The following is a 10,405-nucleotide window of genomic DNA, read 5'->3' as shown; positions in this document are numbered from 1 at the left end:
TCCCGGCGACCCACACCCACGCTCACTGACCAGCGCGGACGCTTCCTCGGTCGTACCCGATACACAACGACCCCCGACCCGCCACCATTCCCCACCGGGCGCCACCGGGCGGCGCCCCGAACCGGACATCCGGCCGTCAACCGGACGACAGGCATGCGGAAGCGCCGGCCCGGGTCGCGCCCGTGGCCGGCGCCCTGCTCAGCCCTTGACGCAGACCACCTGCTTGAGGTGGGCGACCACCTCGACCAGATCGGACTGCTGCTTCATCACCGCGTCAAGGTCCTTGTACGCGGCCGGGATCTCGTCGACCACGCCCGCGTCCTTGCGGCACTCCACCCCGACGGTCTGCCGGGCCAGGTCGGCCACCGAGTACGTCTTCTTGGCCTTGGCGCGGGACATCCGCCGTCCCGCCCCGTGCGACGCGGAGCAGTACGCGTCGGTGTTGCCCAGACCACGCACGATGTACGAACCGGTGCCCATCGACCCGGGGATGATGCCGAGGTCACCGCGACCGGCCCGGATCGCGCCCTTCCGCGTCACCAGCAGGTCCACCCCGCCGTACCGCTCCTCAGCTACGTAGTTGTGATGGCACGAGATGGGTTCGTCGAAACGGACCTTCGGTACCGCGTTACGGACCACGGTGCACAGCAGCGCGAGCATCACTGCCCGGTTGCGGGCCGCGTACTCCTGGGCCCACTCCAGGTCCCGACGGTAGGCGGCCATTTCCGGGGTGCCGGCGACGAACACGGCCAGGTCCCGGTCGGGCAGGTCGGCGTTGTGCGGCAACTGCCGGGCGACCGCGATGTGCCGCTCGGCCAGTTCCTTGCCGATGTTGCGGGATCCGGAGTGCAGCATCAGCCAGACCCGCCCCGCCTCCGCACCACCCTGCTCGACGCAGACCTCGATGAAGTGATTACCCCCGCCCAGGCTGCCGATCTGCTTCTCCGCCCGCGACCGCAGGGCGGTGACGCCCTCGTGCAGCGCGTCGAAGCCGGACCAGAACGTGTCCCATCCGGCGGTCGGCAGGCCGTGCACCCGGTACGGGTTGACCGGGTCGTCGTGGGCGCGGAACCCGACCGGGATCGCGGCCTCGATGGCGGACCGGAGCGCGCCGAGGTCGTCGGGCAGGTCGGCGTCGGTCAGGTTGGTGCGTACCGCGGACATCCCGCAGCCGATGTCGACGCCGACCGCGGCCGGTGCGAGGGCCTGCCGCATGGCGATGACCGAGCCGACCGTGGCGCCCTTGCCGTAGTGCACGTCCGGCATCACGGCGACCCCCTCGACCCAGGGCAGGGCGCCGATGTTGCGCAGTTGCCGGGTGGCGCCCTCGTCGATCGTCCACGGTTCGGTCCAGACCCGGACCGGGGCTCGGGTGCCGTAGAGCAGGGTGTAACTCACCGGATCTCCTCAGATCGATGGAAGGCAGGAAAAGTCTGGACTGTCGATGCCCACGGCACCGGAGCAGGGCCGGACGGGGCGGTAGAGCACGCTCGTCGATCGTCCCCACGGTCCCTGGATGCCGGGGCCGCACCGGGCGGGACGGGGTCGGGCTCAGCGCGCCCGGACGACCGGCAATGGTCTGCCGTGGCGGGGGACCCTGACGGTGGTGCACCGGAGGACTGTCCCGGTCCCGGCCAGGCGACCGGCCGGCGTCCACCGCCAGGGTCGTGGTCCGGTCACCGGCATCGGTCACTCCTCACTCGTCAGGTGCAGGGCAACAGTAGGCGCGCCCACCGACACCGACAACGGATTTCCAGGCAGCGGGTCGGACATATTGACGTACGGTTGGTTACGTGATGTGCTCGCGGAGTACAGATGACAATGATCGTCGTTGCCAGTACCCGCGAGGAGGAGCATGTCTCTCACTGTCCCGCCCACACTGCTCGAAGCCGCCGAGCGCGGCCCAGTCGACGACGCGGAGTTCGTCGCCTGCATCCGCGACTCGCTGCCGTACGCGTGGCAGACGGTCAGCCGGGTGGCCGCCGACCTGGAGTCCTCATCGGAGGACTTCGCCGACAACGTCATCCCGCCGCCCACCGAGACCGAACGCGGCCAACTGCTCCGCGCCCTGGCCAGCGACGCGATCAGGGCCGGCCTGGAGCGCCACTTCGGCGTCAAGCTCGCCTTCCAGAACTGCCACCGGGTGGCGGCCTTCCGGCCCGCAGCGGTCGACTCGGACACCTACCGCCGCTTCATCTCACCTCGGGGCCAACTGCTGAACCAGTCCCCCGAGTTGCGCGACTGCTGACCCACTGCCACGACATCGCGGGGTGCCCCCGGCCGCTCGGACGCGCCCGGCGGACCGGGGCACCCTCGCGCACCGCCCGCCAGGCGAGGACACCCTCGCGCACCGCCCGGCAGGCCAGGACACCCTCGCGCACCGTCCGGTAGACCGGGCACCCTCGCGCACCGCCCGGCAGGCCAGGACACCCTCGCGCACCGTCCGGTAGACCGGGCACCCTCGCGCACCGCCCGGCAGGCCAGGACACCCTCGCGCACCGTCCGGTAGACCGGGCACCCTCGCGCACCACCGGCCGACCGGTCCGGGCCGGCAGCCCGACACGCCACAGGATGGCCCTTTTCCGGCGACTCCGACATCCGGCCCGCTACCATGCCGACCATGAAAACGGTTTCCATAACCTGGTCGTTGGGGTGGCGCCAATGAAGGTCGCATTCGTCGGCAAGGGCGGCAGCGGCAAGACCACCCTGGCCGCACTCTTCGCCCGTCACCTGGGTAGGGCCGGGCGCCCGGTGCTGGCCATCGACGCCGACATCAACCAGCACCTCGCCACCGCGCTCGGCAGTACGACCACGCCGTCGACCAGCGCACCACCGCTCAGCGAGTACCTGCCACAGATCAAGGAGTACCTGCGCGGCGACAACCCCCGGATCACCTCCCCAGCGGCGATGGTCAAGACCACCCCGCCCGGCGCCGGGTCCCGACTGCTCCGCGTGGTCGACGACAACCCGATCTACCAGGCCTGCGTACGGCCGGTGGGCGACGTACGGCTGGCCGTGACCGGCGCGTTCACCGAGGACGACCTGGGCGTGGCCTGCTACCACTCGAAGGTCGGCGCGGTGGAACTCCTGCTCAACCACCTCGTCGACGGCCCCGGCGAGTACGTGGTGGTGGACATGACCGCAGGCGCCGACTCGTTCGCCTCCGGCCTGTTCACCCGCTTCGACCGGACCTTCCTGGTCTGCGAACCGACCCTGCGCAGTGTCGGCGTGTACCACCAGTACGCCGGATACGCCCGCGAGTACGGCGTGGCGCTCTCCGTGGTCGGCAACAAGATCGAGGATGACTCCGACGTCGGCTTCCTCCGCGAGCACGTGGGCGACGCCCTGCTGACCTGGGTCAGCCGCTCCGCGTACGTCCGGCGCGCCGAACGCGGGACGGTGGCTCCGTTGGAGGAGCTCGAACCCGCCAACCGGGCCGTGCTGGACCGGATGGTGGACACCGTGGACCGCACCGAACAGGACTGGTCGACCTTCACCCGGCTCGCCCACGAGTTCCACCGGCGCAACGCGCACGCCTGGGCCAACGAGCGGGCCGGGACCGACCTGACCAGCCAGATCGACCCGGACTTCGTCCTCGGTCCGGCGGTGGCCACCCGCCCGGTCGCCGTACCCGGCTAGCGACGGCGTCCAGCCGAGTTGGGCTGCGGGACGTCGACCCCGCCCGACGAACTCACGCCGGAGTGTTAAGAAGGGCCCCTTCCTCTACCGAAAACGATAAGAGGGGGCCCTTCCTTACACCTCAGGACCAGCCGTAGCCGGCGCGCAGCGCATGCCCGACCCGGGTGAACCGGTCCGGGTCGAGTACCGCGCCCTCCCGCCGGATGCTGTCCTCCCGCATGGTGAGGACCCGGTCGAGGCGTACCCAGCTCGGGCGGTTGTCGCGGTCCCACTCACCGGGGCCGAGCGCCAGCCAGTGCCGCTGGCCGTCCCGGTCGCCCTGGCTGGAGAGCATGAGCCCGAAGAGGGTCCGGCTTTCCCGCCCGACCACGAGCACCGGCCGGTCCTTGCCCTGGCGGGGATCGTCCTCGTAGGGCACCCAGGTCCAGACGATCTCCCCCGGGTCGGCCTGCCCGTCCAACTCGGGGGCGTAGACCAGGCGTCGGCTCTGCAGGGCGGTGACCTGACGTCGCCGCGCCACCTGGGCCGGGCTGGGCCCTCGACGCGGGGTCGGGATCCGGCCCGCCACCCGACCGACCGTCGCCGCCACACCCCGCCACAGACCTGCCATGGCGGGCAGCGTACCCGCCGGTCGCGGCGGGAGCGACCGGTGGACGGGCGGCGGGTTCCGGTATGGTGAGCGGATCGACTGGCACGACCTGAGGGGGTGGGACCGATCAACGCGTCGTCCGACCGACTGCTCTCCCCCTTCCGCGTCCACCTGGGATAGGTGCGCAGGGAGAGCATGACCCAGGCTCTCCCGGAGGTCCCTGTGCCCGCTCCCCAGATCACTGTCACCCCGTCAGCTGTCATTGCCCGCCTCCGCGCCGCCGGCTGCGTCTTCGCCGAGGAGGAGGCGGAACTGATCCTGTCCTCCGCCCGCTCCGCGGCCGAGGCCGCCGGGATGGTCGAGCGCCGCGCCGCCGGCCTGCCCCTGGAGCATGTCCTCGGTTGGGCCGAGTTCTGCGGGCGGCGGATGGTGGTCGAACCAGGGGTGTTCGTTCCCCGGCGCCGTACCGAGTTCCTCGTCGAGCGGGCGGCCCACCTCTGCCCACCTACCAACCGGACGCCGATCGTCATCGACCTGTGCTGCGGTTCGGGGGCGCTGGGTGTGGCGTTGGCGGAGGCCCGGGGGCGTATCGACCTGCACGCCGCCGACCTCGACCCGGTCGCGGTGCGGTGCGCCCGCCACAATGTCGGCGCCGTCGGCGGGCAGGTGTACCAGGGGGACCTCTTCCGCCCGTTGCCGGCCACCCTGCGGGGTCGGGTCGACATCCTGCTCGCCAACGTGCCCTACGTGCCGAGCGCGGAGGTGGCACTGCTGCCCGCCGAGGCCCGGGTGCACGAGCCCCGGCTGGCGCTCGACGGTGGTGCGGACGGGCTCGACGTGCTGCGTCGGGTGGCCGCCGAGGCGCCCGCGTGGTTGGCACCCGACGGTCACCTGCTCTTCGAAACCGGTGAGCACCAGGTGCGGGTTGCGGTGGCGATCGTCGCCGACGCCGGCCTGGTCCCGACGGTGGCCCGGTGCGCCGAGCGGTACGCCACGGTGGTCACCGGAACGCGGCCGGCTCGGCGCGGACTCAGCCTCCCGGGCGTGGACGCCGCAGCAGCAGGGTGAGCGCCTGGTCCACCAGGTTCTCCGTGGAGTCCTCCAGGCCCAGGCCCACGAAGCCCTGACCGAGTTGGAGGGTGGCCAGGCCGTGCACGGTCGCCCAGATGGTCCGGGCCACCACTCCCGGTGGCACGTGGTCTGGCAGGTCACCGTGCTCCTGCGCCTGCCCGACCACGTCCACCAGGGGTTGGAAGGCCAGTGGGCGCACCTTCTCGTGCCCGGGCCGGTGCTGGAACATGATGCCGAAGACAGCCGGGTTGTCGGCGGCGAACCGCAGGTAGGCCACCCCCATCCGGCGGATCCGGTCGGCCGGGGTCGTGCTGGGCCGCTCCGTCTCCTCCAGCGCGGTACGCAGGCCGAGGTATCCCTGGTCGGCCAGCTCGCCCAGCAGGGCGTCCCGGTCGACGAAGTGCCGGTACGGCGCCGCCGAGCTGACCCCCACCCGGCGGGCCAGTTCGTTGAGGCTGAAGCCCTGACTGCCCCGTTCGGCCAGCAGCGTCCGGGCACCGTCGAGCAACGCCTCGCGTAACGAGCCGTGGTGGTAGGAGCTCCGCTTGACGCCGGTGGGCATGTTGACGACTCTAACATCAGCCCTTATGTTGGCGTCACTTACATTGTAAGTGACTGATACATACATTTGGGTCTGCCAGGAGGCGAAGCTTGACCGAAGCGACGATCACCCGACCGGCTGGGCCGGTGACCACCACCCGGCCGCCCCGCCGGTCCCCGACCGGATGGCTCGTGGTGGCCCTGTCCGCGCTGGCGGTCGGCGGATACTCCATCGCGCTCTACGCCCAGGGCAGCCTGGCGGACCTGGCCGGCGCCGACGCCGGGCTGGCCCCGCACTACGCGTCCGCCGCACCGCCGGTGCAGGTCGCGTTCTACCTGCACGTCGTCACCGGCGCGCTGGCCCTGCTGCTCGGGCCCGGGCAGTTCTCCCGCCGGCTGCGGCAGCGGTACCCGGCGGCGCACCGGCTGATCGGCCGGACCTATCTCGGTGCCGTGGCGCTGGGCGTGCTCTCCGCGCTGGTCCTGGCGCCGGTCAACTCGGCCGGCCTGGTGGGCTTTTTCGGGTTCGGCGGTCTGGCGGTGGTCTGGGGCTGGACGGCGCTGCGCGGCTACCGGGCCGTCCGCGGTGGCGACCTGCGCCAGCACCGCGCCTGGATGATCCGCAACTACGCCCTCACCTACGGGGCAGTCACCCTGCGCACCTGGCTGGGGGTGCTGATCCTCGTGCAACTGCCCGTCGCCGAGGGTGATTTCCAGGCGGTCTTCGACAACGCGTACGCCCCGCTGCCGTTCCTCGCCTGGCTGCCGAACCTGCTCGTCGCCGAGTGGCTGATCCGCCGACGCGGGTTGCCGTCGTACCGGCTGACGGCCTGAAAAGGAGGCGGTTTGGCTGCCCAACGTGTCGGCGGGCACCCGGACCGGGGTGGTGGTGGAGGGCGACTACCCGCGTGTGGTGCCGGACGGGTCGGTGCGGACCGGGTCGACGCCGAACAGTTCGGCGGCGTTGCGCCAGGCGACCCGCTCGGCGGTGACCGGGTCGAGGTCGGCGGCGAGTACCGCGCCGTAGGCCGCTGCCGGGTCGATCAGCGTGGCGTCGGTACCGAAGAGCAGCCGGCGCGGGTCGATGGCCGCCGCCACCGCGGCGAACCGGCCGGCCTCGGTGTGCGAGAAGCAGGGCTCCAGCCAGAGCCGGTCCACGGAGTTGGCCGCCTCGACGGCGTACCGCCAGCCGTTCGCTCCCATGTGCCCGGCGATGGCCCGCAGCCCCGGGATGTCGGCGCACGCCTGGGCCAGGTCGAGCGGGGTGGTGTCCCAGGTGTGCACCAGCGCCGGCAGGTCGTACGCGGCGACCAGGGCCAGCGCCTCCCGGGTCTGCGCGGAGGTGACCGGCGAACCGGAGTAGTCCGTATGGATCTTGACGCCGACGAACCGGCCGGACGGGAGCAGTTCGGCCAGGTCCCGCTCGGCGTCGGCCAACCGGCGCGGGTTGACGGTCAGGTAGCCGAGGAACCGGTCGGTGGTCTCCAGCACCCGGGCCATCGCCCGGTTGCCGGACCGGACGTCGTAGATCACCGCCTCGGTGGCCGACACCACCGCCAGGTCGATGCCGTACCGGTCCATCACGGCGAGGTTCACCGCGACCGCGCCGACGTCCATGCTGAAGAACCACGGACCCCAGTGCGCGTGCACGTCGATGATCACGCTGCGACCCCCAGGATCCGCCGGGCGTTGCCGCCAGCCACGGCGGCCACCTCGGCCGCGTCCAGTCCGGACCGGGCCAGCCGGAGTCGGGGCACCACCGGCTCCTGCAACGGCGTACGGGAGCCGTAGAGCAGCCGCCCGACACCGAGGTGCGCGGCGACGGTCTCCAGCGCGTCGGGCGAGTTGAGCAGCCGGGTCGAGGTGTGGAAACCCGGCTCGTCCCGGGCGGCCACCACGAAGTCGCCCAGGTGGTAGAAGTGCGTGTCCAGAAAGACCACGGTCGCCCCGCGCAGCGGTCGCCAGTACCGGCGGACATCCCCGCCGGCCAGGATCACCAGCCCCGCCTCGGTGGCCCGGCGGGCCACGTGCCGCACCGAGGGGTAGTCGGGCTGGACCCCCTGCTCGTCGGGGAAGATGCGCACCGCCCGGAAACCCCGCCCGGCGAGCCGGACGATCTCCCGCTCGGCGCCGAGGGCGTCGCGCAGATCCAGCGCACCGACTGGCAGCACCGTGCTGCCGAGAGCGGCGACCTCGTCGTTGCCGCTGGTCACGCCGAACAGGGCGGCCCGCAGGTTGGCCACGGCCGCGCCGGTGATGCCGTTGCCGGACAGCAGCGCGGCCACCGCCTCCGGCTCCCCGGACGGCCCGGGGCGGTCGGCGTACCGGCCGATGAGCACGTCGATGTCGAGGGTCACCGGCGGCAGGTCGGTGGCGACGAACGGGTTGACCGGGGACGGGTCGGCGGCGACGGAGGGGTTGCCGGCGGCGGGGGCGGTCATCGCGTCGGTACCGCCCGCAGGACCCGTTCCCGCTCACCGGCGGGCAGTGCGGGGCCGTACCGGTCGACGGCGTGCCCGGCGGGGATCCGCCCTTCCTCGGCCGCGATCCAGAGCATGCGCTGCACGTACCCCTCCATCGGAGCGGTGAAGGTGGCGGCGGCGAGCCGGTCGAGCCGCGCGGAGGCGGCGACGAAGCCGGCGTGGTCGGCGTCGGCGAAGCTGCGCAGCACGGCCCGGGTGACCGGCACCGCAGCGGCGGCCAGCCCGACCAGGGCTGCCTCGGCACCCCACATCAGGGACGGGCCGAACATCCGGTCCTCGCCGGTCACCGCCAGCCGGTCGGCGGCGTGTGCGGCGTCCAGGGTGGCCTGACAGGCGATCGCGTCGTGCAGCCGGGCCGCCTTGACCCCGGCGACACCGGGATGCGCCAGCAGCGCGGCGAGCGTGTCCGGCGGGTACGGACAGAGGTAGAGGTCGAAGGCGAGCATCGGCAGGCCGGCGGCCCGCCACAGGGCGTCGTGGTGGCCGACCGGATCGTCGGTGACCGGGAAGACCAGCAGGCCGACGGCACCGAGCGCGGCCGCCTGGACCGCCTGGGCGGCCACCTCCGCGCCGGTCTCCCCCGGCCGCCCGCCGACCCCGACGAGGACCGGCACCCCGGTCGCCACCGCCTGCCGGATGACGCCGGCCCGGGTGTCCGGGTCGAGGAACGGACCGCGACCGGTGTGGGCGAGCACCGCGAGGGCGTCAGCGCCGTCGGCGACCAGCCCGCGCAGGTACCCGCCGACGGTCGCCGGATCGACGTCGCCGGTGGCGGTCGACGGGGTGGCCGCGGCGGCGACGAGCCGCCAGCGGAGCCGGTCACGCAGGGCCGCCGCGCGGGGGTCGATCGTCATCCGGTCACCGCCCGGCGGACCGCCGCCGCGATCCGGTCGACGTGCTCGTCGGTGTAGCGCTCGTTCCACTGGATCACCAGCAGAGTCTGCGTCACCAGCCGTTCCGCGTTCGGCCGGGTCCCCCACCCGTAGCGGGGCAACCGGTCGGCGGGCGGGGTGCACAGCGGGTACCGGGAGGTGCCGTAGAACGGCGCGTCGGTGAGCACGGGCGCGCAGTGCAGCGGTTCGTCGAGATAGCCGGCGCGGGCCGGTACCCCGTCGGCGGCGAGCCGGGCGGCCACGTCGGCGTTGTCCAGCGGCGGCTCCAGCACGATCGGGAAGAGCCACCAGGCGTGCCGGTCGGGGTCGGCGGGCAGGCGTACGCCGGGCAGGTCGGCCAGTGCGGCGACGAGCCGGCGGGCGGTCCGCCGCCGGTCGGCCAGCACGGCGGGCAGCTTGGCCAGCTGGGCCCGGGCGACCGCCCCGGCCAGCTCGGTCATCCGGTAGTTCAGCCCGAGGCTGACGTACCGCCGGGTTCCGCCGTCGCGGGGCCAGCCCTTGTCGGCGAAGAGCCGCATCCGGCGGGCCAGGGTCGCGTCGCCGGTGACGACCAGCCCGCCGTCGCCGCAGGTGATGTGTTTCCACTGCTGGAGGCTGAAACAGCCGATCGTCCCGACGGTGCCGGCGAGCCGGTCGTCGGGATAGCGGGTGAGCCACGCCTGGGCGCAGTCCTCGATCAGCGGGACACCGGCCGCGTCGGCCACCTCACGCAGCCCGGTCGCGGCGGCGCCGAAGAGATGCACCCCGAGGATCGCCCGGGTACGCGGCCCGATCGCGGCGGCCACCGCGTCCGGGTCTAGATTCCCCGTGTACGGATCGACGTCGGCGAAAACCGGGACGGCGTTCTGGGCGAGAATCGGCGCGACCGTACCGATGTCACTGATCGGAGAAGTGATGATCTCGTCGCCGGGATCCGGCGCGACCGCTGCCACGGCCAGGTGCAGGGCGGCGGTGCCCGAGCTGCACGCCACGGCGTGCGGCACCGCGTGCAGCGCGGCCATCTCCCGTTCCAGGGCGCGAACCTCGGTGCCCCAGACGGAGCTGAGCATGCCGGTACGCAGCACGCGGCTGACCGCCTCGATCTCCTCCGCGCCGAGGGTTCGCCCGTCGGCGTCGGCCATGCTGGGATACGACACGCGCCCTCCCGGCTTCACGAATACCGGGCCTGACCGTAATCTGAAGATGCGAAC

Annotated in this window: 11 protein-coding genes; 4 read left to right on the top strand and 7 right to left on the bottom strand. The window is 72.7% G+C overall.

What is annotated here, in order from left to right; genetic code table 11:
- Positions 1-198: 198 nt before the first annotated feature.
- Positions 199-1,398, bottom strand: coding sequence for an RtcB family protein (locus V6U90_RS20465; protein ID WP_334438895.1), 1,200 nt, complete (start codon positions 1,396-1,398; stop codon positions 199-201).
- Between the two features lie 457 nt (positions 1,399-1,855).
- Here V6U90_RS20465 and V6U90_RS20460 point away from each other — a divergent pair, with 457 nt between their 5' ends.
- Complete coding sequence (locus V6U90_RS20460; RefSeq protein WP_334438893.1) at positions 1,856-2,248, top strand: SCO5389 family protein; 393 nt, start codon at positions 1,856-1,858, stop codon at positions 2,246-2,248.
- A 413-nt stretch (positions 2,249-2,661) separates the two neighbouring features.
- Positions 2,662-3,639: an ATP-binding protein gene (locus tag V6U90_RS20455; RefSeq protein WP_334438891.1), complete on the top strand. Its 978-nt coding sequence runs from the start codon at positions 2,662-2,664 to the stop codon at positions 3,637-3,639.
- A 121-nt stretch (positions 3,640-3,760) separates the two neighbouring features.
- Here V6U90_RS20455 and V6U90_RS20450 read toward each other — a convergent pair whose 3' ends face one another.
- Positions 3,761-4,249: a type II toxin-antitoxin system PemK/MazF family toxin gene (locus tag V6U90_RS20450; protein WP_334438889.1), complete on the bottom strand. Its 489-nt coding sequence runs from the start codon at positions 4,247-4,249 to the stop codon at positions 3,761-3,763.
- A gap of 174 nt (positions 4,250-4,423) precedes the next feature.
- Here V6U90_RS20450 and V6U90_RS20445 point away from each other — a divergent pair, with 174 nt between their 5' ends.
- Positions 4,424-5,296 (top strand): putative protein N(5)-glutamine methyltransferase, encoded by an 873-nt coding sequence (locus tag V6U90_RS20445; protein ID WP_334438887.1) that lies wholly within the window; start codon positions 4,424-4,426, stop codon positions 5,294-5,296.
- On the opposite strand, the gene V6U90_RS20440 is transcribed toward V6U90_RS20445, so the two are convergent.
- On the bottom strand, positions 5,259-5,861 hold the full coding sequence (locus V6U90_RS20440) for a TetR/AcrR family transcriptional regulator (protein ID WP_334438884.1): 603 nt from the start codon (positions 5,859-5,861) through the stop codon (positions 5,259-5,261). The two genes, V6U90_RS20445 and V6U90_RS20440, sit on opposite strands and share 38 nt — an antisense overlap.
- A gap of 89 nt (positions 5,862-5,950) precedes the next feature.
- On the opposite strand from V6U90_RS20440, the gene V6U90_RS20435 reads away from it, so the two are divergent.
- Positions 5,951-6,673, top strand: a complete 723-nt coding sequence (locus tag V6U90_RS20435) for a DUF2306 domain-containing protein (RefSeq protein WP_334438882.1) — start codon at positions 5,951-5,953, stop codon at positions 6,671-6,673.
- Positions 6,674-6,739: 66 nt separating this feature from the next.
- Here the strand turns inward: V6U90_RS20435 and V6U90_RS20430 are convergent, their stop codons facing one another.
- Genes V6U90_RS20430 through V6U90_RS20415 form a run of 4 tightly spaced genes read right to left on the bottom strand, consistent with a single transcriptional unit; the run spans position 6,740 to position 10,351 of the window.
- On the bottom strand, positions 6,740-7,501 hold the full coding sequence (locus V6U90_RS20430) for an amidohydrolase family protein (RefSeq protein WP_334438879.1): 762 nt from the start codon (positions 7,499-7,501) through the stop codon (positions 6,740-6,742).
- Entirely contained in the window at positions 7,498-8,280 is a 783-nt protein-coding gene (locus V6U90_RS20425; protein ID WP_334438876.1) for a hypothetical protein, read from the bottom strand. The genes V6U90_RS20430 and V6U90_RS20425 overlap by 4 nt, the downstream gene beginning before the upstream one ends.
- Positions 8,277-9,176, bottom strand: coding sequence for a dihydrodipicolinate synthase family protein (locus tag V6U90_RS20420; protein WP_334438873.1), 900 nt, complete (start codon positions 9,174-9,176; stop codon positions 8,277-8,279). The genes V6U90_RS20425 and V6U90_RS20420 overlap by 4 nt, the downstream gene beginning before the upstream one ends.
- Positions 9,173-10,351, bottom strand: coding sequence for a DegT/DnrJ/EryC1/StrS family aminotransferase (locus V6U90_RS20415; RefSeq protein ID WP_334438871.1), 1,179 nt, complete (start codon positions 10,349-10,351; stop codon positions 9,173-9,175). Before V6U90_RS20415 ends, V6U90_RS20420 begins: the two co-directional genes overlap by 4 nt.
- Positions 10,352-10,405: the final 54 nt, after the last annotated feature.

The organism is Micromonospora sp. CPCC 206060 (assembly GCF_036906895.1).
Lineage (GTDB): Bacteria > Actinomycetota > Actinomycetes > Mycobacteriales > Micromonosporaceae > Micromonospora.
The sequence above is the reverse complement of the archived record's forward strand: the minus strand, read 5'-3'. Positions and strand labels throughout refer to the sequence as shown.

Excerpts from the sequence above, each read along its gene's own strand:
- V6U90_RS20460 (WP_334438893.1), top strand. The coding sequence starts at position 1,856 with ATGTCTCTCACTGTCCCGCCCACACTGCTCGAAGCCGCCGAGCGCGGC.
- V6U90_RS20455 (WP_334438891.1), top strand. The coding sequence starts at position 2,662 with ATGAAGGTCGCATTCGTCGGCAAGGGCGGCAGCGGCAAGACCACCCTG.
- V6U90_RS20450 (WP_334438889.1), bottom strand. The coding sequence starts at position 4,249 with ATGGCAGGTCTGTGGCGGGGTGTGGCGGCGACGGTCGGTCGGGTGGCG.
- V6U90_RS20445 (WP_334438887.1), top strand. The coding sequence starts at position 4,424 with ATGACCCAGGCTCTCCCGGAGGTCCCTGTGCCCGCTCCCCAGATCACT.
- V6U90_RS20440 (WP_334438884.1), bottom strand. The coding sequence starts at position 5,861 with ATGCCCACCGGCGTCAAGCGGAGCTCCTACCACCACGGCTCGTTACGC.
- V6U90_RS20425 (WP_334438876.1), bottom strand. The coding sequence starts at position 8,280 with ATGACCGCCCCCGCCGCCGGCAACCCCTCCGTCGCCGCCGACCCGTCC.
- V6U90_RS20420 (WP_334438873.1), bottom strand. The coding sequence starts at position 9,176 with ATGACGATCGACCCCCGCGCGGCGGCCCTGCGTGACCGGCTCCGCTGG.